20 protein-coding genes are annotated in these 22302 nt (G+C 71.0%); 10 read left to right on the top strand and 10 right to left on the bottom strand.

Features of this window, described 5'->3' with window-relative positions:
- Positions 1-542: 542 nt before the first annotated feature.
- Genes VHU88_19550 through VHU88_19535 form a run of 4 tightly spaced genes read left to right on the top strand, consistent with a single transcriptional unit; the run spans position 543 to position 4486 of the window.
- The gene (locus tag VHU88_19550) at positions 543-1580 is read left to right on the top strand and encodes a histidine kinase (GenBank protein ID HEX3613893.1); all 1038 of its coding nucleotides are present in this window, start codon (positions 543-545) and stop codon (positions 1578-1580) included.
- Positions 1577-2368 (top strand): LytTR family DNA-binding domain-containing protein, encoded by a 792-nt coding sequence (locus tag VHU88_19545; GenBank protein HEX3613892.1) that lies wholly within the window; start codon positions 1577-1579, stop codon positions 2366-2368. The genes VHU88_19550 and VHU88_19545 overlap by 4 nt, the downstream gene beginning before the upstream one ends.
- Positions 2369-2390: 22 nt before the next feature.
- Entirely contained in the window at positions 2391-2768 is a 378-nt protein-coding gene (locus tag VHU88_19540) for a hypothetical protein (GenBank protein HEX3613891.1), read from the top strand.
- Positions 2765-4486, top strand: a complete 1722-nt coding sequence (locus tag VHU88_19535) for a cation acetate symporter (protein HEX3613890.1) — start codon at positions 2765-2767, stop codon at positions 4484-4486. The genes VHU88_19540 and VHU88_19535 overlap by 4 nt, the downstream gene beginning before the upstream one ends.
- A gap of 9 nt (positions 4487-4495) precedes the next feature.
- On the opposite strand, the gene VHU88_19530 is transcribed toward VHU88_19535, so the two are convergent.
- The 5 genes from VHU88_19530 to VHU88_19510 form a co-directional block, all read right to left on the bottom strand.
- Complete coding sequence (locus tag VHU88_19530) at positions 4496-4711, bottom strand: hypothetical protein (GenBank protein HEX3613889.1); 216 nt, start codon at positions 4709-4711, stop codon at positions 4496-4498.
- A gap of 125 nt (positions 4712-4836) precedes the next feature.
- The gene (locus tag VHU88_19525; GenBank protein HEX3613888.1) at positions 4837-5433 is read right to left on the bottom strand and encodes a bifunctional 4-hydroxy-2-oxoglutarate aldolase/2-dehydro-3-deoxy-phosphogluconate aldolase; all 597 of its coding nucleotides are present in this window, start codon (positions 5431-5433) and stop codon (positions 4837-4839) included.
- 73 nt (positions 5434-5506) lie between these two features.
- The gene (locus VHU88_19520) at positions 5507-6412 is read right to left on the bottom strand and encodes a sugar kinase (GenBank protein ID HEX3613887.1); all 906 of its coding nucleotides are present in this window, start codon (positions 6410-6412) and stop codon (positions 5507-5509) included.
- Positions 6409-7446 carry a glycoside hydrolase family 88 protein gene (locus VHU88_19515; GenBank protein HEX3613886.1) on the bottom strand — a complete coding sequence of 346 codons (1038 nt, stop codon included), beginning with the start codon at positions 7444-7446 and terminating at the stop codon, positions 6409-6411. The genes VHU88_19520 and VHU88_19515 overlap by 4 nt, the downstream gene beginning before the upstream one ends.
- Positions 7436-10033 (bottom strand): hypothetical protein, encoded by a 2598-nt coding sequence (locus VHU88_19510; GenBank protein HEX3613885.1) that lies wholly within the window; start codon positions 10031-10033, stop codon positions 7436-7438. Before VHU88_19510 ends, VHU88_19515 begins: the two co-directional genes overlap by 11 nt.
- A gap of 135 nt (positions 10034-10168) precedes the next feature.
- On the opposite strand from VHU88_19510, the gene kduI reads away from it, so the two are divergent.
- Positions 10169-10981, top strand: coding sequence for a 5-dehydro-4-deoxy-D-glucuronate isomerase (kduI, locus tag VHU88_19505; protein ID HEX3613884.1), 813 nt, complete (start codon positions 10169-10171; stop codon positions 10979-10981).
- On the top strand, positions 10978-11736 hold the full coding sequence (locus tag VHU88_19500; protein ID HEX3613883.1) for an SDR family oxidoreductase: 759 nt from the start codon (positions 10978-10980) through the stop codon (positions 11734-11736). Before kduI ends, VHU88_19500 begins: the two co-directional genes overlap by 4 nt.
- On the opposite strand, the gene VHU88_19495 is transcribed toward VHU88_19500, so the two are convergent.
- Positions 11737-12654, bottom strand: coding sequence for an SDR family NAD(P)-dependent oxidoreductase (locus VHU88_19495; GenBank protein HEX3613882.1), 918 nt, complete (start codon positions 12652-12654; stop codon positions 11737-11739). It abuts the gene before it with no gap.
- A gap of 94 nt (positions 12655-12748) precedes the next feature.
- Here VHU88_19495 and VHU88_19490 point away from each other — a divergent pair, with 94 nt between their 5' ends.
- The gene (locus VHU88_19490; GenBank protein HEX3613881.1) at positions 12749-13414 is read left to right on the top strand and encodes a TetR family transcriptional regulator; all 666 of its coding nucleotides are present in this window, start codon (positions 12749-12751) and stop codon (positions 13412-13414) included.
- Positions 13415-13500: 86 nt separating this feature from the next.
- Positions 13501-14997: a hypothetical protein gene (locus VHU88_19485; protein HEX3613880.1), complete on the top strand. Its 1497-nt coding sequence runs from the start codon at positions 13501-13503 to the stop codon at positions 14995-14997.
- Between the two features lie 13 nt (positions 14998-15010).
- Here the strand turns inward: VHU88_19485 and VHU88_19480 are convergent, their stop codons facing one another.
- The 4 genes from VHU88_19480 to VHU88_19465 are packed head-to-tail and all read right to left on the bottom strand — an operon-like array spanning position 15011 to position 19713.
- Positions 15011-15916: a crotonase/enoyl-CoA hydratase family protein gene (locus VHU88_19480; protein HEX3613879.1), complete on the bottom strand. Its 906-nt coding sequence runs from the start codon at positions 15914-15916 to the stop codon at positions 15011-15013.
- A gap of 29 nt (positions 15917-15945) precedes the next feature.
- Positions 15946-17061 carry a LuxR C-terminal-related transcriptional regulator gene (locus tag VHU88_19475; protein ID HEX3613878.1) on the bottom strand — a complete coding sequence of 372 codons (1116 nt, stop codon included), beginning with the start codon at positions 17059-17061 and terminating at the stop codon, positions 15946-15948.
- A 4-nt stretch (positions 17062-17065) separates the two neighbouring features.
- On the bottom strand, positions 17066-18064 hold the full coding sequence (locus tag VHU88_19470; GenBank protein HEX3613877.1) for a carbon-nitrogen hydrolase family protein: 999 nt from the start codon (positions 18062-18064) through the stop codon (positions 17066-17068).
- Positions 18061-19713, bottom strand: a complete 1653-nt coding sequence (locus VHU88_19465) for an acyl-CoA dehydrogenase family protein (GenBank protein HEX3613876.1) — start codon at positions 19711-19713, stop codon at positions 18061-18063. Before VHU88_19465 ends, VHU88_19470 begins: the two co-directional genes overlap by 4 nt.
- Positions 19714-19827: 114 nt before the next feature.
- On the opposite strand from VHU88_19465, the gene VHU88_19460 reads away from it, so the two are divergent.
- The gene (locus VHU88_19460; GenBank protein ID HEX3613875.1) at positions 19828-21231 is read left to right on the top strand and encodes an FAD-dependent monooxygenase; all 1404 of its coding nucleotides are present in this window, start codon (positions 19828-19830) and stop codon (positions 21229-21231) included.
- Positions 21228-22238, top strand: coding sequence for a carbon-nitrogen hydrolase family protein (locus VHU88_19455; GenBank protein HEX3613874.1), 1011 nt, complete (start codon positions 21228-21230; stop codon positions 22236-22238). The genes VHU88_19460 and VHU88_19455 overlap by 4 nt, the downstream gene beginning before the upstream one ends.
- The last annotated feature ends 64 nt before the right edge of the window (positions 22239-22302 follow it).

The raw sequence follows: 22302 nt of genomic DNA, 5'->3' as shown, positions 1-22302 counted from the left end.
CCCGGAACTGCCCAAAACCCGATCCGGGAAGATCATGCGCCGCCTGCTGCGCGACATCGCCGAGAACCGAGACCTCGGCGATGTCACCACCCTGCTCGACCCCAGCGTCACCGACGCCATCCGCGACCGCATGAGCACCGGGACCGGCGGCGGCGAAGAAGGGTAAGGAAGGCGCGCCGGGCCCGCCAGGTGCGGGCCCGGTGCCGCTACGCGCTGCGTCGGCTAGGCAGTTAGGCTTGACCAATTAAGCAAATGCCATGTTCTGAGAGGTTCACGCCTTGCAAGAGCTTGTGCGATGACCGGTCCGGGAACTGCCTCACCCAGGATCGGTCCCTGACTTGCGAAACTCGACGCTATTTCCGCGGGCCGTCTCGGAGCTGACGAAAGACGGCCGGACGACTATCCTCTGTGGCTTACCTCACAAGTTCCGCCAACGGTTCGGGCGCGGAGGTCGTGGAGGCGGCAATTTGTTCGGGTTTCTGAGGTTCGGTAGTTCACGGTCGGCCTTGGGCAGCCGGGCAGATCTGGCCAGTTTCGAGACCTTGCATCTGGCCTCTCTTGCCTCGCCCGCGCTACGCGGTGGGCTCACTGCCGCCGGCGCCGGCAAGGCGGTGAAGCACCTTCGGGCGTTGTTGGGCACCGAGGCCGTTGCGATCACCGACGGTCAGCGGCTGCTGGCCTGGGACGGCGCAGGTGAGGCAGAGCTGGGCGCGTCGGCGACGGAGCATGCGCACGCCGTCATGACCACCGGTCGCTTCCAGATCCTGCCCGCCGGCCGCGGGGCCTCGATCCGGGAGGTCGTGATCACGCCGCTGGTCTCCGGAGACGTCGTCATCGGAACCTTGAGCGCCTACGTCGACTCCAGCTCGGCGGCCCTGATCCGGGCCGTCGACGAGGTCGGCCGGTGGGTCTCCGGGCAGTTGGAGCTGGCCGAGCTCGACGCCAGCCGGACCCGGGTGGCCGAGGCCGAGGTCCGGGCGCTGCGGGCGCAGATTTCGCCGCACTTCATCTACAACTCGCTGAACGCCATCGCGTCGTTCGTCCGGACCGATCCGGACCGCGCGCGGGAACTGCTGCTGGAGTTTGCCGACTTCACGCGCTACACGTTCCGGCGGTCCGGCGACTTCACCACGCTCGCCGACGAGCTGCGGGCGATCAATGCCTATTTACTACTGGAGCGCGCGCGGTTCGGGGATCGCCTCACGGTCACATTGCAGGTCGCGCCCGAGGTACTCCCGGTCTCGATGCCCTTTCTCTGTCTGCAGCCGCTGGTGGAGAACGCGGTCCGGCACGGCCTGGAGAACAAGGACGGACCGGGCAACGTGACGATCCAGGCCCAGGACCTGGGCGCGGACTGCCTGATCAGCGTCGAGGACGACGGGGTCGGGATGGCCCCGGAACGAGTCCGCGCGGCACTCGCCGGAGAGCCCGGCACGGACAGCATCGGACTGGGCAACGTGGACGAGCGGCTGCGCAAGATCTTCGGTGACGTCTACGGGTTGGTGGTCGCGACCGCGCCCGGGGCCGGGACCAAGGTCAGCCTGCGCGTGCCCAAGTTCCAGCCGGGAGTGCACGCATGACCGGGCCGGCGCCGGGCGGCCTGACCCTGCTGGCGGTCGACGACGAGGGCCCGGCCCTGTCCGAGCTGGTCTACCTGTTGCGTCGGAACAGCCTGGTCGAGCAGGTGCTGATCGCCCACAGCGGCGACGAGGCGCTGCGATTGCTGCGGCTGCGCCGAGTCGACGGGGTGTTCCTGGACATCCGCATGCCGGGCCTGTCCGGGATGGAACTGGCCGGTGTGCTCGGCCAGTTCCGCGACCCACCCCCGGTCGTATTCGTCAGCGCGTTCGAGGATCACGCCGTCGACGCGTTCGAACTGAAGGCGGTCGACTACGTGCTCAAGCCGATCCGACCGGAGCGGTTGGCGGAGGCCGTCCGCCGGGTGGCCGCATTGGCTGCCACCGATTCGCAGAGCTCGCCGACGCGGTCCAGTACGCCGGCCGGCGACAACGAGACGATCCCGGTGGAGCTCGCCGGGGTGACCCGGTTCATCGCCCGCCGCGACATTCGTTACGTGGAGTCCCACGGCGACTACGCGCGCCTGCACACCGCCGGCGGCACCCACCTGGTGCGGGTGCCGATGGCGACGCTCGAGGAGCGCTGGGCCGAGGCAGGCTTCATCCGGATCCACCGCAGTTATCTGGTCTCGCTCAGCCACGTCACCGAGGTCCGGCTGACCGGTGAGCAGGGCTCCGTCCTGCTCGGCGATGTGGAGCTGACGGTGAGCCGGCGGCACGCCCGAGCGCTTCGAGATGTGCTCGGCCGCCGACGCGCCCGCCCGGCGCGGCTGGGTCAGGATCAGCAGTAGGAACGTGTGGTGAGGTGGGTGCGTGAAGGAGATCGACCGATCGCGGCGGGTGGTCGTCACCGGGCCGCGGACTCGGTCGGCCCCGCGCCCGACCCATCGCGGCGTGTTCGATCTGGACGAGCAGACCCTCGTCGGTGAGGTCTACCTCCGCTCGCTGATGCGGGTGCAGCTGCGACTGGCGATGTCGGTCTGCCTGTCCGTGCTGCTGATCGGCGGCGGGCTGCCGCTGCTGTTCTCGCTCTGGCCCGCCACGCGGTCGTACCGGGTCGCCGGTCTCGAACTGCCGTGGCTGACACTCGGCGTCCTGGTCTATCCGGCGCTGCTGGCCGGCGGTTGGGCATACGTGCAGGCAGCCGAGCGCAACGAACGGAAGTTCACGGCGCTGGTCGAGCGCGGGTGAACACCGCCTACGGCGTGACCGCGATTGCCGTCGTGGTCGTGCTGAGCACGGTGATCGGTGCGTTCGGCCTGCGGATCTCGCGGACCACCTCCGACTTCTACGTCGCCTCCCGCGCGGTTTCGCCGTTGTGGAACGCGTCGGCGATCGCCGGGGAGTATCTCTCGGCGGCGTCGGTCCTCGGGGTGGCCGGGCTGATCCTGGCCTACGGCGCCGACATGCTCTGGCTGCCGGTCGGCTTCACCGGGGGCTACCTGATCATGCTGGCGCTGGTTGCGGCGCCGTTGCGCCGCAGCGGGGCCTACACGCTGCCGGACTTCGCCCAACTGCGACTGGCCTCGATCCCGCTCCGCCGGCTGGCCAGCGTCCTCGTCGTGATGATCTGCTGGCTGTACCTGATGCCGCAGTTCCAGGGTGCCGGACTGACCCTGCGCACGGTCGCCGGCGCACCACGTTGGGTCGGCGAGCTGGTCGTGGCGGTGGTCGTCATCGCTACTGTCGCGGCCGGCGGGATGCGCTCGATCACCTTCGTCCAGGCCTTCCAGTACTGGCTCAAGGTCACCGCGATCCTCCTCCCCGCGGTGTTCCTGGCCCTGGTCTGGCGCCACGACGGATCTCCCTCGCTGACCGGCAGGACCGCGCCGGAATTCCGGGCGGCCACCTCGATCACCGTGCCTGTGGACCAACGGATTCGCGTCTCGCAATCGGAACTGGCACGGGTCACCGGGACCGTCGACGGGGTGAAGTCAGCGGGCCGGCTGGTTCGCCTGAGCACCGGCGAGCATCGGGTGGGCGCCGGGACCAGCCTCGCTTTCGCCAAAGGCAGCCCGGTGCCGGTCACGACCGGCCTGCCCTCCACCACCGACGCGATCTGGTCGCGCCCGATGTCCCGGGGCGACGAGCACGCCCTGTACTCGACGTACTCGCTGATCATCGCCACGCTGCTGGGCACGATGGGCCTGCCGCACATCCTGGTGCGCTTCTACACCAACCCGGATGGGCGGGCGGCCCGCCGAACCACTCTCTCGGTGCTCGCGCTGCTCGGGCTGTTCTATCTGGGGCCGACCCTCTTCGGGGCGCTCGGCCGGATCTACACCCCGGACCTCCTCACCACCGGCCGCGTGGACTCGGTCGTGCTGGAGATGCCGACCCGGATGGTCTCCGGCGTCGGCGGGCAACTGCTGTCCGCCCTGGTCACCGCCGGTGCGTTCGCCGCTTTCCTGTCGACGGCGGCGGGCCTGACGGTGTCGACGGCATCCGTGCTGTCGCAGGACGTGTTCCGCTCGGGCCGGGTCCGTAACTTCCGTCTCGCCGCGATCCCGGCGGCGCTCGTGCCGCTCGGGCTGTCATTGGGCGCCGGCGGCATGGCAGTCGGGACCGCGGTGAGCCTGGCCTTCGCGGTGGCCGCCTCGACCTTCTGCCCCATGCTGGTGCTGGGCGTCTGGTGGCGCCGGTTGTCGACGATCGGGGCGGCGGCCGGGATGATCACCGGTGGCCTGCTGGCCGGCTCGGCGGTGCTCGCCACGATCCTGGGTGGGCCCTACCACGGCTGGGCCGGTGCGCTGCTGGCGCGACCGGCCGCGATCACCGTGCCGACCGCGTTCGCGATGATGGTCGTGGTCTCGCTGCTGACCCCGAATCATGTTCCGGCCCTGGTCAACCGCATCATGCTCCGGCTGCACGTCCCGGAGAGCGTGGCCGCGTTCCGCGACGACCGCTGAGCCTGCGCCTCAGCGCTCGACGAAGTACGGCACGGCGAAGGAGATGACCGTGCCCAGGCCGATGTAGAAGACGACCGGACCCGGGGTGGCGGCCAGGGCCGACCTCCGGGCCTGGCGACTGGGCATCGACAACCGCGCCCGGTCGTAGGCCATCACGTACGCCACGGCGCCGGCCAGTAGGCCCACCAACAACGAGAGCTCGAGAAAACCGAGCATGTTCCCCATCCGGAACCACCCCCAACTTCCGTGCAGTGCGGCCCGCGCCCCCGCGGATCACCGATCCTGTCGAACCAGTCTTATCAACCAGTACGTTTCGCGACGGTTTCGAAGCCGAGACCGCCTTGTCCGCTTCAGGCGGGTCGGGACAGGCGGCCGGCCAGGTCGGGGTGGTCGAGCAGGCCGGCGCCGATGCCGACGGCCAATGCGCCGGCCGCGAGCCAGACCGGCGCGGCGTCCAACGAGATGCCGCCGGTCGGGACGATCCGGGCCGCGGGGCGCACCGCCAGGACGGAGCGGAGCAGTTGCGGGCCGCCGACATGCGCCGGGAAGAGCTTGGCGATGCCGCGGGAGGTGGCGTCGAGCAGTTCACCCGGGGTGAAGCCGCCCTCGATCAGCGGGACTGCGGCCTGCGCTCGCACCGCGGGGACCGGGCAGGGGCTCACCAGGAATGCTGCCCCGGCGGCCCCGGCGGCCGCGGCGGCTTGCGCCTGCGCGGGTTCGAGCACCGTTCCGACGCCCAGGACCAGCGCCGGCCACGACGCTCGGACCTCGCGGACGGCCTGCTCCCAGCCCTCGGTGGTCGTGGTCAGCTCGACGATCGGGAGCCCGGCCGCGACGCAGCGCTGTACCTGTTCCAGCGCGGCGGCGCGATCCGGTGCCCGCAGGACCGGCAGCACGGTCGCCGACCGCAACCGTTCGGCCAGGTCGTCGACGTCGAGCGAGCTCATCGGCGCGCCTGCGGTCGCCGGTTCGGGTCGGAGGTGGTGGGCACTGTGACATTGATTCGCTCGCCGCGCTCACTCATCGTGCCCCGTCGAGCACGAGGGCGAGATCGTCGGGCCGCACAGCGCGGCCGAGGTCGTCGAGCGCCTGCAGTGCCTCCCGGGCGAGCCGATGGCCGGAGGCGAGGGCGGGCAAGGGCGCGTGGCCGTGCAGTCGGGCGTAGAGGTACCCGGCCGCGAAGGCATCGCCCGCGCCGACCGGATCGACAATTTCGACCGGCGTCGGAGCCAGCCCGACGCGTTCCGGGCCCGACCAGGCGACGGCTTCCCGCCCGTCGTCCTTGACCACAAACTCGGGCGGGTCGGGCAGCCGGCGGCGTACCTCGTTCGGGGTAAGGGTTCCCCAGAGCTCCTCGGCCTCGTCGCGTCCGACCAGGACCAGATCGGCCGCGGCAGCCATCCGGGCCAGGCAGTCGGCCGCGGCTTCCGCGGACCACAGCTTCGCCCGATGGTTGACGTCGAAGGAGACGGAGTACGGCCGCGGCTTGGCGAGCAGCCGATCGAGCAGTGCGACGCAGTGCTCGGACAGCGCCGCGGTGATGCCGGACAGGTGCACGTGCCGGACCCCGACGAAGGCGTCCGGCGCAGGCACGAGCCGGGAGGCCGCGGAGCCGGCCCTCAGGTAGCTGACGGTGCGCTGCGCCGGCGTCCATTCCCGGACATAGGCACCGGTGCGGCCGCCGGGCTCGAGGTGCAGCGCGCGGACGTCGACGCCCTCCCGGACCAGGCGTGCCTGGACGCGGCGGCCGAGGACGTCGTCGCCGACCGCGCCTACGAACCGCACCGGCAGACCGAGCCGGGACAGATGAACCGCGACGTTGAACTCGGCGCCACCTTCGCTGATCGTGGCGGTCTGGCTGTCCGCCATGGACCGCGTCGAGAACACGATCAGCGGTTCACCGACGCAGGCCACCGAGCCGGTCATGACCCCATCGCCGCCGCCAACGCGTGCAACGCCAAGCCCTGTCCCCACGGCTGCGGCCGATCGTCGCGGATCACGGAGTAGCCGAACGGCATCAGTTGCAGCACCGTCCCGGCGCTGACCCGCGTGAGCTGACCATCCGTCAGATATCCGAGGGCGCCGCGCACCGCCGCCCATCCGGCTTTCGCCAACCTGTCGTCTCCGAGCGGCCCGGCGGCGCGGAGCAGCGCGGCCCCGAGGCCCGCGGCGGCCGAGGTCTCCAGGACGCCGCGGTTCTCCGGCTGCCCGTCGACCAACACGTCCCACACGCCGTGAGCGGGTTGGCAGGCGATGAGCGCGCGCAGCTGCCGCTCCAGGCGTTCACGGACCTCGGGCACGTCGCCGGCCGCCTCGACGAGGTCGACCCCGGCCAGCGCCACCCACGCGTTGGCCCGGCCCCAGAAGCACCAGATCGTCTCGTCGCGGTGCGAGCCATGGGCGAACAGTCCGGAGTCCGGGTGCTGCAGCAGCTCGGCGTGTGCCACCCACTGCCGAGCAGCCTCGGCCACCAGGTCGCCGCGCTCCAGCAGGAGCCCGGCGTGCAACAGGAACGAGCCGGCCATGAACACCGTGTCCGCCCACACCCCACCGGGCCAGTGCTCCAGCGCGCCGTTGCCGGCCCGGGTGAACGGAGCCTCTTTCTCCAACCAGGCAAGGCAATCCACGACGACTTCCCGCAGGTCCGGGCGCCCGTTCGCGCGCGCGGCAACAGCGGCAGCCGCTGCGGGCGCAAGGTGGTTCACGTGCTCGAGCACCGCCGGCACAGTGGTCAGGAACTCGCACACCGGGTCCGGGGGAGCCAGGCCGCGAGCTGCAGCGACGCGCAGCATGCCCAGCAGGGCGACGCCCTCGCCCCAGAACCAGGAGCGCAACCCCAGCTGCCAGGAGGCGGCCGAGACGGCGTCGCTCAGCGCTTCCAGTTCCGGCCGACCCAACTCGGGCAGCAGTGGCCGCGGCGGTACGGCCGGCTCCGCCGAGGACAGGTCCTCACCGAGCACCGCTCACCCCGCTGCACGGTTCCAGGCGGCGGCCTGCCTGCAGGTCGAGCACCAGGCGCTCGCCGCCCCACTTCGCGTCCAGCAGTCGGTCGCCGAACCGGCAGAGGACGGCGGGGTTGTCCAGGTGCGGCGGGTCCTCGGGACGACCGGAGGTGTCGAGGTCGACGGCCAGACCGTCGCGCAGGAACGCCCCGGCCCAGGACAACTGCAGCGTTCGCCCGTCCGGCGCGATCCAGCTCACCCGGTCGTCCTCGACCGCCGGCTCCGCGAGACGCGCCACCCAGGCCGCGAAATCGGTTCCCTGGCCCACCGTCGCGACCCAAGCAGTGCCCGCGCCGACCGGTAGCCACTCCTGCCAGGCGGTGTCGCCGGCACGTACCGGTCGCACACCGCCGGAGGTGGCCACGGCGACGAATCCGGTGCCCATGCGCGCCGCGAGCCAGCTGCCGCTGATCCGCCACTCGTCGCACCGGGCGGCCGGGAGCCACAGGTGGGTTCGACCTGAGGATCCGTCAGAAGGCAGTGCATGCAGGGCCAGCACCACGTCGCGGTCCTGCCGCACCTGTGGCAGCACCCGATGTCCGGACCATGCATTCGGCCGCGCCGACCCGCCCGTGTCGGAGTTGGCCGGGTCGGTCACGAAAACCTGGAATTCCGGCCCGAGCGTCGCGCCCCACACGTGCTCCTGCAGGCCGGGCAGCCCGGCCCGGTAGTCCTGGACACTGGAGAGCATGGCCGCAGGCGTGCGCCAGACCCGCAGGTCCGAGCCGTAGGGGCGATCGAGCAGGTCGCGGGAGAACGCGTAGTCGCCCCGGTACACCTGCTGTCCCCACCAGTCCGACGGTTCGGCGCCCGCGATTCGGCGCACGATCTCCGGCACCCGATACACCTGGGCCGTGGCCAGTGCGGCGCCGGGCAGCAGTTGTTCGTTGAGCGCCCCGACCCCGGCCAGCAGCCACAGGATCGGCGCGGTCTCCTCCAAACGTGAACTGCGCAGGGTCCGTACGTACGACCGGCCGTGGGCGGCGCCGTGCACGCCGCGCCAGGAGTTGCTCGCCAGCGTCAGCAATGTCTTGTCCAGCAGGGCTTCCGCAGCCGCGCGCAACTCCTCGTCCGGATCGAACTCGATCAGGGTGACCAGGGCCAGCGCGTCGATCGCCAGGTAGGCGTTGGAGTCGAACTCGCTGAACCCGTGCTCGAGCTTGCGGTGGATCCAGGCCGCCGCGAGCGCACCGCCCGCCGCGGCGTGTTCGGTCCCGGTGCGCCCGTCGACGGCGAACCGCCGGTCCGGCCAGGTCGACCCGGCTAGCCGCTGAGCGACGTGCCAGACCAGTTGATGGTTCTCGGTGAAGTAACACATGGCGTCCAAGCCGGGCTGGGTGATCCAGTACTTCATCGCGGTCAGGGCGTTGGCGACCCCGTCGCGCAACCCGTCCGGCCAACGCTGCGCGGGGATCCGGTGCCACAGGTGCAGCAGGCCGAGCACCTCGAAGTCGGCACAGTCGCCACGGTTGGTGATCCGGACCGACGCGGAAGCCAGGTCGGCGATCTCGACCTTCCCGCGGGCCAGCGCTGCGGCGGTGCCGACGCGCTGCCCGACGTGCTCCAGCACCTCCGCCCGCCACTGCTCCGGCCCGCCGACGGCGACTCCGCGGTGGGCGTCGGGCAGTCGGGCGACCGTGAACCGTCGGTGGACGGGGGCCTTGTCGTCGTCGAGGCGGACCTCCAGGACGGCCTCGCCCTGGGCCGGCAACGGCACGTCGACCCTTCCTTGGTCATCGAGACGAAGTCGGTGCGTGGTCGTCCCGACCCTCACGCGCAGTGCGACGCCCGGCGGACCGGTGAGGGTGGCGTCGAACTCGGCGGCCCAGGACGGGTTTCCGAGCTCCTCGAGCACCCGTTCGGCGACCGTGCTGCGGTACTCGTCGGCCGCCGGGTTCGGGATCACGACCCGGACCGGCAGGCCGAGGACCCGCGCCCGGAGGACGTGCCGGCACTCGCGGAACGCGACCTGCCAAGTGGCCACAACGAGGTCGGTGGTCCGTGAGGGCAGCCGCACCCGGACCGTGTGCGCATGCGGCTCCATGTACGTGAACCCGTCGTGCTCGAGCACGAGTTCACCGCCGAGCCAACACCGGAACGGGCCGGTGCTCGCCACCTCGAGCAGCCGTTCCTCGGCCTGATCGACCTCGAGCCGGGTGGCGGCCACCGCCTCCCGGTACTCCGGGGTGGAGCAGAACGCGCTCCAGTCGACGAAGCCGTCCGGGGCGACGTGCCGTCGGGTCCAGGTACCGATCTGCGGACCGGCGGTTGTCGGCCACCCGACCGGCCCGTCCTCCACCAACGCCGGCAGGTCCGGTTGCATCGGGAACGGGTGGCGCTGGAAGAGTCGGCGCTTCAGCGGCGCGACGTCGGGCCCGTTCGTGAGCACCCACCGACCCGTCGGGCCCCACGGCTCCCCCGCCGCGTCCAGCACCGCGTCGAGGTCCTCGCACGGGCGCGACCAGACCGGTGAGACCAGCCAGTCGCGGACCGTGCCGTCCGGGTCGAGCCGGTGCACGGTACGGCCGGTCGGCGGGTGAGCCATGCCCGCTGTCTACCGGGCGCGGGTGGCTTCCCGGCCTCTCAGCGGCCGCGGCGATCAGGAGTTCGCCGTTCCGTCATCTGCTCGTCAGGTGCAGGGCCCGCGAATTCGCCCTCGGCCGGCGATATCCAGGCAGGTATGCAGATCCGTCATGCCACTCATCCCGACGAGTTGCCCCGGCTGGACACCGCCGGTCTGCGCGAGCGGTTCCTCGTCGACGGTTTGTTCGCCCCCGGTGAGGTGCGCCTCGTGCTGACCCATCACGACCGGGTCGTACTCGGCGGTGCGTGTCCCGACGGTGCGGCGCTGCCGTTGCCGGTCCCGGACCAGTTGCGCGCCCCGAGCTTCACCGATCGGCGCGAGCTCGCCGTGATCGGCATCGCGGGCGAGGGTCAGGTCGAGGTCGGCGGCGAGAAATTCGGGGTGGCCCGGGGCGACGTGCTCTACGTGGGTCGCGGCTCGGGTGACCTGACCTTCCACGGGGAAGCCAGGTACTACCTGCTGTCCGCACCGGCGCAGCGCACGCACCCGACCCGGCTGGTCACCCGGGACGCGGCCGAGGCGCTGTACCTGGGCACAGCGGCCGAGGCGAACGTCCGCGTGATCCGCAAGTACGTGGGCGCCGCCGGTGCCGCGTCCGACCAGCTCACCGTCGGCATCACCGAGCTGGCCGCGGGCAGCGTCTGGAACACGATGCCCTGCCACACCCATGACCGACGCAGCGAGACCTATCTGTACTTCGAGCTCGGGGAGGGTCGGGTGGTGCATCTGTGCGGCCGCCCGCAGGAGACCCGCAACCTGCTGGTCGCCGACGAACAGGCCGTGATCTCGCCGTCCTGGTCGGTGCACTTCGGCGCAGGGACCCGGAACTACTCGTTCGTCTGGTCCACCGTCGGAGAGAACATGGCCTGGGACGACATGGATCCCGTCGCCACAGCCGACCTTCGGTGAGTTCACCGGACTTCGGTCTGCACGGCCGCACCGCACTGGTGACCGGGGCGCGGACCGGGATCGGCCGGGCCTGCGCGCTGACGTTGGCCGCCGCCGGCGCGGACGTGCTGTGCTGGGGCCGCAATGGCGATGTCGGCGACACCGCCGAGCGGATCCGGGCCGCGGGCCGGGAGGCTTTCGCGGTCGGGGTGGACCTCGCCGATCTCGACGCCACCGGCGCGGAGATCGACCGCGTGCTGGCCGAGCATCGCGTCGACGTGCTGGTCAACAACGCGGGCATCATCCGCCGGGCGCCGGCGGCGGCGACGTCGCTGGAGTCCTGGCGGGAGGTCCTCGACATCAACCTCGACGCGGCCTTCGTGCTGGCCACCGCCGTCGGTCGGCGGATGTTGGCCGACCGCTGGGGTCGGATCGTCAACATCGCGTCGCTACTGTCGTTCCAGGGCGGGATCCTCGTGCCCGCCTACACCGCGAGCAAGCACGCCCTGGCCGGACTGACCAAGGCATTGGCCAACGAGTGGGCCCCGCAGGGCGTCACGGTCAACGCCGTCGCTCCGGGTTATCTGGTCACCGACAACACCGCGCCGCTGCGGGCCGACCCGGTGCGCGAGCCGGCGATCCGGGGCCGCATCCCGGTCGGTAGCTGGGGTGAGCCGGCGGACGTCGCCGCCGCGGTCGTGTTCCTTCCCTCGCCGGCTGTCCGATACGTCAACGGCCACGTGCTCGTCGTCGACGGGGGATGGCTGGCGCGCTGACTACACGGTGAAGTGGACTCCGGTCAGTTCCTCCGAGACGGTCCACAGCCGGTGCGCCAGCCCGGCGTCGTGCGACTGGGCGCTGGAGGTGACCAGCCGTGGGTAGCCGCGCATCTGGCCGAAGCCGTCGGGACCGTAGTACTGGCCACCGCCGACGGTCGGGTCGGTGGCAGCACGCAGCGTCGGCAGCGCTCCGCGGGCGGCGGGCTGCGCGACCAGCGGCGCGAGCACCGGCGCGATCCTGCGCAGCGCGGCGGGCAGGTGGCGCACCAGTTCGGTGTCCGAGGCGCCCGGGTGGGCGGCCAGCGCGAGGGTGGTCGTGTCTGCGGCTGCGAGTCGGCGCTGGAGTTCGTAGGTGAACATCAGGTTGGCCAACTTGGACTGGCCGTAGGAGCCGGGGCGGCTGTAGCTGCGCTCCCAGTGCAGGTCGTCGAAGTGGATCTGCGCGCGGATGCGGTGCCCGATGCTGCTGACCGTGACGACCCGTGAGCCGGGGGTGGCCAGCAGGCGGTCGAGCAGCAGGCCGGTCAACGCGAAATGGCCCAGGTGGTTGGTTCCGAACTGAAGCTCGAAGCCGTCGGCGGTGCTCGTCCGGGGCGGGTACATGACGCCGGCGTTGTTGATCAGCAGGTCGATGCGGGGGTGCCGGTCGGACAGCTCGGCGGCCGCGCTCCGCACGGAGGCCAGCGAGGCCAGGTCCAACTGCTGCACCGTCAGATCCGCGCCGGGGACGGCCTGCGCGATCCGGGCGGCGGCCTGCTTGCCGCGCTCGGGGTCGCGGACGGCCAGCACGACGGTGGCCCGGTGGGCGGCCAGCGCCCGCGCCGTCTCGAAGCCCAACCCGGTGTTGGAGCCGGTCACCACTGCAACGCGGCCGCTCTGGTCGGGGATGTCGTTCTCGGTCCAGTGCTCGCTCATCGCAGTCTCCGTCCGTAGTTACAGACCATCGGTCTCTTACGCTAAGAAACCAACGGTCTCTTGTCAAGAGACTCGTGGTCTGTAATCTGGGGGAGTGGAGTTCGCCCGCGCCCGCAGCGAGGAACAGCGCGAGGTCCGGCGCCAGGTGATCCTGGAGACCGCGGCCGGGATGCTCGCGGAGATGCCGGTCGCCGAGCTGAGCCTCAACGAGCTCAGCCGCCGGGTCGGGCTGGCGAAGTCGAACGTGCTGCGGTACTTCGAGTCCCGCGAGGACGTGTTGCTCCAACTGCTGGACCGAGCTGCTCGGCTGTGGCTCGCCGACGTCCTGGAGGAACTCCCCCGGACCGTGCGCGCCGGGAGGTCCGCGAAGCGACGGGGCGACCAACTCGCCGAGGTGCTGAGCACGACCCTGCGTCGGCACACCGTGCTCTGCGACCTGATCAGCGCCCAGCCGGCGGTGCTGGAGCACAACGTCTCCGCCGACGTGGTTCTCCGGTTCAAGCAGGCCGGGTACGACGGGCTGGAGCTGCTCGCTGCCGAGGTCCGCCGGCACGTCCCGGAACTCGGCGCGGAGGCCGGCCGGATCTGCCTGCTGGCGCTGGTGCTGGCGGGCGCTTTCTGGTCGTACAGCTGTTTGTCCCCGGCGACCATCGAGGCGTACGCCCGCGATCCGCGGCTCTCCGAGTTCAGCATCGATCTCGGGCCGGCGCTGGAGCAGACGTTGGCGACCTTGATCGCCGGGACGTTGGCCCGCGGCTGAGCCGGCCGGGAGAGGTTTTACGTCTCGATGGGCGTGGTTTCAGGCATTCACCTGATTTGCCCTGTTTGGCGTGTCACCCTGCGCAAATGAGCAATCGTCTGGGTGTTGGCGCGGCGCTGATCATGGTGACCGCGTTGGCCGGCTGTGCCGGGCCTGGGGGTGCCGGCCTGGCGGCGGCGGGCGCGGGCGTTGCTTCGCCGACGGCACCCGCGGCGGCTGCGGCTGCGGCTGCGGCTGCGGCTGCACAGCCGAGCGTCAACACCGCGGTGATGGCACCGGCGGAGCCCGCGCGCGGCGATCGGATCGGGCCGCCGGCGCTGGGTCCGGTGGCGGCCGGGCAACGGCCGCCGCAGGTCGTGGTGTTCGGGTTCGACGACTCCGGCAACGCCGTCGAGAACACCGACGGGACCTATGCGATCTTCGACTACTGGCGGAAGGTCTCACGGGCCTACAACGCCCGCATGACGTTCTTCCTGTCCGGCCCGATGCTGTTGACCAGCCAGACCCTGCACACCTACGACGCCCCGCAGCTCGGCCCGGGCAACTCGCACATGGGCTTCGCGTTCGACCACGCCGAGACACTGCCGGGCGAGAGCCAGCTCGACGCGGTGCGCCACGAGATGAACAACCTCAAGGGCGCCTACGCCGAGGGGAACGAGATCGCCACCCACTACGGCGGCCACATCTGCGGCAAGTCCCCGGGCGCGGTCGGGTCGTTCAGCGCGGCGGACTGGGAACACGAGGTCGAGCAGTTCGACAAGATGGTCGACAACGCCAACCAGACCAACAACCTGACCCCGCCGGTGAACCTGGGCTTCACGTCCAAGGACATCGTCGGCTCACGAACCCCCTGCCTGGAAGGCAACTTCCACAATCTGTACCCGGTGCTCGCCAAGCACGGATACACCTACGACACCAGCCCGACCCCGTTCGTCCGCTGGCCCTACCGGGGCACCTCGGACACCGGCCCGACGAACCTGTGGACGATCGGACTGCCCGACTGGCACATGTACGGGTCGACTCGCTACGAGCTCGGCATGGACTACAACATCTGCGCCTGGCACGACCCGGACTGCGAGGACCGCTGGGTGAGCCCGGCTACCTCGGACCAGTGGGGCCAGCAGATGCTGGACACCGAACGTGCGTACTTCGAGAAGTCCTACACGGGCGACCGCGCCCCGATCAACTTCGGCAACCACCCCGAGATGTGGGACCACGGCACTTACACCCGGGCGATCGCCTCGATCGCCAAGGAGGTCTGCAACAAGCCCGAGGTGCGCTGCGTCAGCTACGGCGAACTCGCCGGCTGGTTGAACACCGTGCCGGCCGCCCAGTTGGACTCCTGGCGCACCGGCAGCTTCCCGCACTACACCGACCCGAATCCGCCCGCCTACGGCACTGCGGTCCGCAACGTCCTGATGCCGCCGATGTTGGCCCCGAAGCCGCCGCACAAGGACAAGGCGCCGCAGCCGGAGGGGTTGCCGCAGCCGGACAAGTCGCCGCAGCCGACCAGATCGCCGCACCCACGGGCCACCGCAATGCCGGCGGTCGCATCGGAGCGCCGGACACCGTCGCCGAACTGACGCCGGCGGCTGGTCAACCGGCCCAGCGTGGGGTCACGTCGTTGACGTGGCTCGGGTCGGGCCGCACGCCCTGCGAGTAGTCGGCGAACGGGCCGTCGCGGCGGGCTACCGAGGCCGGTACGCCTTCGCGTTCGGCGAACTCGATGAACTCCAGCGCCTCCGGGGTGTTGCGCAGCATCCCGTCCAGCAGGCTGCCGACCAGTTGCGTGGAGCCCAGACCCTGGTTGGCGTAGGCCTGGTTGATCACCAGCTTCATCGCGGTGAGCTGGTTGAGCGGGATGCTCATCAGCTGTTGGGCGGTCTCGTGGACGCGTTGCTCCAGTTGGTCGAACGGCACGGCGTCGTTGACCAGTTCGAGCGCCTTGGCCTCGACGCCGGTCAGTGCTTTCCCGGTCAACGCGTACTCCTTGGCCTTGGTGAGTCCGAGCCGGTAGACCCACATGCCCGCGTGGTGGCAGCCCCACATGCGCGAGTAGGGCGTGCCGATCACCGCGTCCTCGGCCATGATCACCAGGTCGGCGCACAACGCCATCTCGCTGCCCCCGCCGACGCACCAGCCGTGCACCTGGGCAATGACCGGCTTCGGGCTGTGCCACAGGCTCATGAACTTCGGCACCCACCCCAACGTGGGCGAGGACGCGGCGATGAACTCCTTGCCCGGGTCCCACTTGCCGTCGGTGTAGAGCAGGTCGTCCCAGTGCCGGAAACCCCCGCTGAAGTCGAAGCCGGCGCAGAACGAGCGGCCCGCGCCGCGCAGCACTATCACCTTGACGTCGGTGTCGCGCACGGCCAGCTCCACCGCCGCCGCGAGCTCGTCGGGCATCGGGGGCACGATCGTGTTCAGGCGGTCCGGCCGGTTCAACGTGATCGTGGCGATGCCCGCGTCGGTGCGGTAGACGAGGGTGCTGAAGTCGGTCACGGCCGCCCTTTCGTTGCGTGGATCGAGGTTCAGCGCTGTTGCGCCTTGAGCCAGATGGTCGCCGCTTCCACGCGGTTGGCCGCGCCGAGCTTGCGCAGGATGCGTTTCACGTGCGACTTGGCGGTGTCCTCGGTTATGACCAGCCGGGCCGCGATGTGTGCGTTGGACGCGCCGTCGCCGAGCAGCGCCAGCACCTCCAGTTCGCGCTTGGACAAGCCGGCGGCCACCGGGTTGTCCTCGATGGGCAGGATCGCGCTGGTCGCGCCCGCCGCCCCGGCGCCCTCGAACCCGGCGCTGACCAACTCCACCTCGGCGTCCAGGTACTCCGCGACCACCGCTTCGGTGCGCTGCAGCAGGCGCCGCAGCTCCTGGCCCTGCGCGCGCAGCCGGTCCGTCAGTTGCGCGCGCTCCACGGCAAACCCGAAGCCCTCGGCGAACGCCCACAGCGAGTCCCGGTCGAATTCGTCGACCCGTCGAGGCTTGAGTCGATGGTCGGCGTGGATGAACCCGATCACCCGGCCCTCCGGCATGATCGGCGCGGCCACGTAGGAGTGGGTCTGGTAGGCCTCGGCCAACTCGGCGAACACCCGCGGGTTGTCCACCACCTGCTGGATGGCCATCGGCCGGCGGCGGCGGATCATCTCCGTCTCCAGCACCTGTGCGACCAGCACCGCTGGGTGTTCGCGGCTGAACGCGAGCAACCGCGCCGCTGCCTGCGGGTCCCCGTCCACCCAGAACGACTCGGCGAACAGTTCCTTTCCGCGGACCCGGTAGAGCACCGCCCGGTCGAAGCCGCAGGCCTCGCAGGCCTGCCGCGGCGCCGCCGCGATCATCGCCTCGGTATTGGGCATCCGGCGCAGATGCGCCAGTGCCAGGTGCACCCGGGCGAGCACCGTCAGGCGCTCGCGGAGTTGGTCGTCGGTGGCCCGGTCGCGGCGCTCGTGCAGGTCGGCCAGTGCCCGCACCGCCTTCTGCAATTCGGGATCGGCGTTTGCCGCTAGCCCGCCGATGCGCTCCTCCAGGTTCGCGAGTTCGTCGTCGAGCGCGGCCCGGGCTTCCGAGCCGGGCCCGGCGGGCGGGTTTTCCGGCCACAGCGGCAGGTCCCCGGCCAGGGGGTGCTGCACCCGGTTGGCGATGGAGGTCACGAGGTCACGCTAGCGGCGGGGCCTGCTCCGGGCAGGTGTAGGCGGGCAGGTCCGTGCCGGGCTCCCAGGAGTGCCGTCGCAACGCCTTCATCGCCCGGTACTTCGCCACCCCGTGCGCATTGCCTGCGTACCAGACCAGGTGCACCGAGATCGGGAACGGGGCGTTCCAGAACAGGTCCGGGATGGGGTCGCGGGGTTGAGGTTCGGCCATGTCCACCTCGGCGCAGACGTAGCCCTCGCCGTCGGCGTAGGACATGCGTTGCAGGATCAGCCCGTCGGCGTTGCAGATCGTGGTCTCGCCGAGCATCCGGGACGGCCAGCCCAGCCCCGGCACCAACGGGGTTTCCATGGTGAACGGTCCGACGTGAGAGGGATGCACGGCCGGGACGCCGAGCATCCGGGCCATCCGGGGCGGGGTCTCCCGGCAGTACTGCATCAGGAATTCCTCGTCCCGCTTGATGAACCAGCCCTTGGTGGCCGCCCAGGTCGGGAACGAGGGGAAGTGCATACCGCCGGCCAGCAGGCGGACCCGGCCCACCATGCGCTTGGCGGTGCGCACCCGCCCACACTCGAACCCGTTTGCGCAGCCGATCGGCCCGATCGAGGTGTTCATGACCCCGTCGTCGGTGCCCGCGGAGTAGTAGTTGTTCTCCCAGAACGAGGGCTGGTCCTTGTCGTGCAGGTGGATGCCGCCGTCGGGCTCGCACAGCGCGTAGGTGCCCTTGGTGTCCGCGCCGCGCACCGCGATGAACCCCCCGCCCACCAGACACCCGTGGTCGCGGGCCAACTGACGCAGGGTATGCAGCGGCGTACCGAGCAGCGGCCGGGCGACCGAACGCATCCGGCGGTCGTACGCGTTCGGCGAGGTCATCGCCTCGGGCAGGAAGATCGCGTCGGGGGAGTGCTCCTTGGCCGCGGCGCTGACCAGGTCCGCGCAGCGACGCAGGTTGCCCTCGACGTCCCCGATCCGCAGGGCCGGTTGGACGGCCACCACTCGGGTCATCGGGCGACCCGGTGCCGGGCCACTATCGCGGCGACGTCGACGCCCGCGGGCAGGCAGCCCAGCGTGCCGCCGCTGTCCTCCAACTTCCCCGCGCAATAGGCGTCGGCCACCGCTGCCGGGGCGAACCTGACCAGCAGCGAGGCCTGCAGGCACCGGGCCATCCGCCCCGTCAGTTCCCGGGCGCGGGCCTCGTCGACGCCTGCTGCGACCATGTCGCGCAGTTGGGTCACCGCGGTGTCCAGGCGCCGGTTCGCGCCGCCGGCCCGGGTGAGCTCGTCGAACATGGCCGCGACGCATTCCGGTTCGCGTTGCATCGCTCGCAGCACGTCGAGGGCCTGCACGTTGCCCGAGCCCTCCCAGATCGACATCAGCGGGGCCTCGCGGTAGTTGCGCGGCAGCCGCGATTCCTCGATGTAGCCGTAGCCGCCCTGGCACTCCAGCGCCTCGGCGGCGTGCAGCGGGGCGCGCTTGCAGATCCAGAACTTCAGCACCGGGGCGGCCAACCGGCGGAACGCCACGGCGGCCGGGTCGCCCGCCGCGGCGTCGGAGGTGGCCTGGGCCAGGCGCAACGCCGACCAGGTGGCCGCCTCACTCTCCAACGCCAGGTCGGCGAGCACCGCCGTCATGGCAGGGGCGTCGATGAGGCGTCGGCCGAAGGCGTAGCGGTGCGCGGACCAGTGGATGGCCTCGATCGTGCCGGTGCGCAGCACCGCGGTCGAGCCGAGCACGCAGTCCTGCCGGGTGCCGCCGATCATCGCCATGATCGCCCGCACCCCGCGGCCGGGTTCGCCGATCATCAGCGCCCGGGCCTGCTCGAAGCGCACCTCGGCGGTCGCGTTCGAGCGGTTGCCGAGCTTGTCCTTGAGTCGGTCGATCGTCCAGCCGTTGTCGCTGCCGTCCGGCAGCCGCCGCGGGACAAGCAGACAGCTCACTCCCTCGGGAGCCTGCGCCAGTACGAACAGCGCGTCGGAGTGCACCGCCGAGACGAACCACTTCTCCCCGGTGACCCGGTAGACCTCGCCGTCGGGCTCGGCGCTGGTGGTGTTCGCCCGCACGTCGGAGCCACCCTGCTTCTCGGTCAACGCCATGCCGATCAGCGCGCCGTGCTTCTGTGCGGCCGGCAACGAACGCGGGTCGTAGATCCCGGAGGTGACCAGCGGCTCCCAGATCGCGGCGGCGTTCGGGTCCAGGCGCAGCGCGGGCACGCAGGCGTAGGTCATGGCCAGCGGGCAGGTCGCGCCGGCCTCCACCTGGGCGACGCCGATGAACTTGGCCGCGCGGGCGACCTGGGCGCCGGGTTGGTCGTCGGCCCAGACCGCCCCGGCCACCCCGTGCTCGACGGCCAACCGCATGACGTGGTGCCAGGAAGGATCGAACCGGATCTCGTCGACCCGTACGCCGGAGCGGTCGTACGGGACGTGTGCAGGTGCATGCTCGTTCGCCGCGAAGCCGGCCTCCAGACCCTCCGCCGACCCCAGCGCCCGGCCGAGGACGCCACACTCGGCAACGCGCTCGCCGGCGCCGAAGGCCGACATCGCCTCGACCAGGGCGACGTCGTCGGTGATCACGTCGAAGTCCTGCAGGCGCGCGGGGGTATTCGTGGTCGCGCGGTTGGAGGCCGTCGCCGGCGCGGCGCTGAGCGTGGTCATGATCCGACCCAACTCGCGTGGCGCGAGCAAGGGAAGCGAGATGACCCCGAGTGGGGACGTTGTGCACCACGAAGGGCGACGTGGGGCCACCGGGTGCGTCCCTACGGTTCGTCCATGGAGGAGATCGCGCGTCACGACAGCGCCGACGTGGTCATCGCCGGGGCCCGCTGCGCCGGCAGCGCCGCCGCGATCGCGTTCGCCCGCGCCGGGCGGCGGGTGATTGCCGTGGACCGGGCGAAGTTTCCCTCCGACACCTTGTCCACCCACGTGAACTTCCCGTCCGCGGTGGCCGAGATTCAGGCGCTCGGAGCGTTGGACCGGGTGCTCGCGTACGACCCGCCGCGCTGCACCTACGGGATGATCGAGGCCGACGGCGCACGGTGCATGCAGCGCTTCACCGCGGTGGACGGCATCGACTTCGGCATCTGCCTGCCCCGGCCCGAACTCGACATGGCGCTCGTGGAGACCGCGCGGGAGGCAGGCGCGGAGGTGCGCGAGCACACCTCGGTGGAGCGAGTGCTGTGGAGCGGCGGGCGGATCTCCGGCGTGGTGGTGCGGGAGCCGGACGGCAGCCACACGCAGATCGCCTGCCGGATGCTGGTCGGCGCGGACGGGCGACGTTCGAGCGTGGCGAAGTTGGTCGGTGCGGATCGGCCCTATCGCGGTTCACGCAACGAACGCGGCTGCGCGTTCTGGTACATGGAGGACCCGTTGGTCGGCACGGCGTGGCGGGAGCGGCTGATCCAGTTGCGCTCCGGGGACACCCATGCGCTGATCTTCCCCTGCCCCAAGGACCGGGTGCTGTGCCTGTTCATGGGACCGGCCGTGGACATCCCGAAGTTCCGCGCCGATCCCGAAGGCATGTGGGCGGCGATGCTCGACGCCAACCCGGCGGTCCGGGTGCGCCTGGGTGGCGCGACGAACTTCAGCCGACTGCGCTCCACCGGGGACAACGTGGCGTTCTTCCGCCGCTCGAGCGGGCCGGGATGGGCGTTGTGCGGGGACGCCGGGCACTTCAAGGACCCGATCATCGGGCAGGGCATCCGCGACGCGCTCCGGTTCGGGCGCTTCCTCGGCCAGGCATGCGCGCCGCTGCTGGACGAGCCCGCGGCCGCCGACGCGGCGGCGCGCTCGGTTGAGGCACGGCGGGACCGGGAGTGCAACGCGACCTATCACTGGGGCAACCGGGAATCGCGCGACTTCGTGGTCAACCCGATCGTGCAGGAGGCGCTGGTCGATCTCGACGGTCGGGAACCGCCGCTGCTGCTGCACATGTTCGACCGGATCAAGGCGCCGCACCACGTGCTGAACCCGGTGCGGGGGGCGAAGTACGTGGCGCGGGCGATGCTGCGCCCGGGCTCGGACCGCAAGGCGTTGTTGAAGGAGGCGCTCGGCGAGATCCGCATCGACCGAGACGTGTGGCGCGAGGAGTTGCGGCCGCAGTTCCGGTCCCCGCGGATCACCGCCTCGGAGCGGGCGGACTACGTCTGGCCGCCGCGCAAGGAGCGTGCCGAATGAACGCCACCAAGCGCGTCTGCGCCGTGCAACTGGCGGTGCGCATCGGGGACGTCCCCTCGAACCTGCGGCACATCGAGGACATCGTCGGGCAGGCGGCACGCGAGCACTCCCCGGAGATGATTTTCCTGCCGGAGAGCGCCAATCACCCGAACATCCACGGCCGCGTGATGCGCCACGTGGTCGAACCGATCAACGGCCCGACGCTGGCGACCTACCGCGCGCTGGCCGCCAAGCACGACTGCATCGTGGGCGGCGGATACCTCGCCACCCGCGGCGGCGACGCCCGCGGCACGTACGCGGTGTGCGAGCCGGACGGCGCGATCTCCTTCCACGACAAGGATCAGCCGTCGATGTGGGAGAACAACAACTACACACCGGGCCGCGACATGGGCATCGCGGACACCGGCCTCGGGCCGATCGGGGTGGCCAACGGGTTCGAGTGGCTGCGCTCGCGGACCGCGGCACGGCTGCGTGGTCGGGTGCGGTTGGTCGCCGGCGGCATGTGCTTCCCGTCGTTCCCGCAGTGGGGCGTGACGCACAAGTGGTTCTGGCAGCGCGAGCACGCCACGATGGTCGAACTGGCCCGGGAGACGCCGGGACGGATGGCCCGGGTGGTCGGGGTGCCATGCGTGCACCCGTCGCACGTCGGGGACATCAAGATGTCCACCCCGTTCGCACCCGGCGTGCCCTGGCCGACGATCCTGCTCGGTGAGACGCAGATCGTGGACGCGGCGGGGACGTCGCTGGCGCACCTGTCCTACGACGACGGTGAGGGCTACATCGCCGCGGATGTGCGGTGGGGCGAGGCGACGCCGACGAATCCGGTGCCGCCGCGGTTCTGGATGCCCGTGCTGCCGTGGACGGTGCACACGGTCTGGTACGCCACCAATGCCTCGGGCCGGGCCCGGTACGCCGTGGACCGCAAGCGGAAGCTGTTCCCGTGGCAGTACCACCCGGATCAGGAGCAGGACCTGCCGGACCGCGTTCCGCCGGGCATGCTGGACTGAGGGCAGGACCAGCCACTGCGGTCAGCGGCTGACTGGATCGTCGGAAGCGAGGCTTCGTCGCATG

The sequence above is a fragment of the Sporichthyaceae bacterium genome (assembly GCA_036269075.1).
Classification (GTDB): Bacteria; Actinomycetota; Actinomycetes; order Sporichthyales; family Sporichthyaceae; genus DASQPJ01.
Note: the sequence above shows the minus strand (reverse complement) of the source record. Positions and strands in the feature narration are given on the sequence as shown.

Excerpts from the sequence above, each read along its gene's own strand:
- VHU88_19520 (HEX3613887.1), bottom strand. The coding sequence starts at position 6,412 with ATGACCGGCTCGGTGGCCTGCGTCGGTGAACCGCTGATCGTGTTCTCG.
- VHU88_19455 (HEX3613874.1), top strand. The coding sequence starts at position 21,228 with ATGAACGCCACCAAGCGCGTCTGCGCCGTGCAACTGGCGGTGCGCATC.
- VHU88_19510 (HEX3613885.1), bottom strand. The coding sequence starts at position 10,033 with ATGGCTCACCCGCCGACCGGCCGTACCGTGCACCGGCTCGACCCGGAC.
- VHU88_19485 (HEX3613880.1), top strand. The coding sequence starts at position 13,501 with ATGAGCAATCGTCTGGGTGTTGGCGCGGCGCTGATCATGGTGACCGCG.
- VHU88_19525 (HEX3613888.1), bottom strand. The coding sequence starts at position 5,433 with ATGAGCTCGCTCGACGTCGACGACCTGGCCGAACGGTTGCGGTCGGCG.
- VHU88_19465 (HEX3613876.1), bottom strand. The coding sequence starts at position 19,713 with ATGACCACGCTCAGCGCCGCGCCGGCGACGGCCTCCAACCGCGCGACC.
- VHU88_19460 (HEX3613875.1), top strand. The coding sequence starts at position 19,828 with ATGGAGGAGATCGCGCGTCACGACAGCGCCGACGTGGTCATCGCCGGG.
- VHU88_19545 (HEX3613892.1), top strand. The coding sequence starts at position 1,577 with ATGACCGGGCCGGCGCCGGGCGGCCTGACCCTGCTGGCGGTCGACGAC.
- kduI (HEX3613884.1), top strand. The coding sequence starts at position 10,169 with ATGCAGATCCGTCATGCCACTCATCCCGACGAGTTGCCCCGGCTGGAC.
- VHU88_19530 (HEX3613889.1), bottom strand. The coding sequence starts at position 4,711 with ATGGGGAACATGCTCGGTTTTCTCGAGCTCTCGTTGTTGGTGGGCCTA.
- VHU88_19470 (HEX3613877.1), bottom strand. The coding sequence starts at position 18,064 with ATGACCCGAGTGGTGGCCGTCCAACCGGCCCTGCGGATCGGGGACGTC.
- VHU88_19495 (HEX3613882.1), bottom strand. The coding sequence starts at position 12,654 with ATGAGCGAGCACTGGACCGAGAACGACATCCCCGACCAGAGCGGCCGC.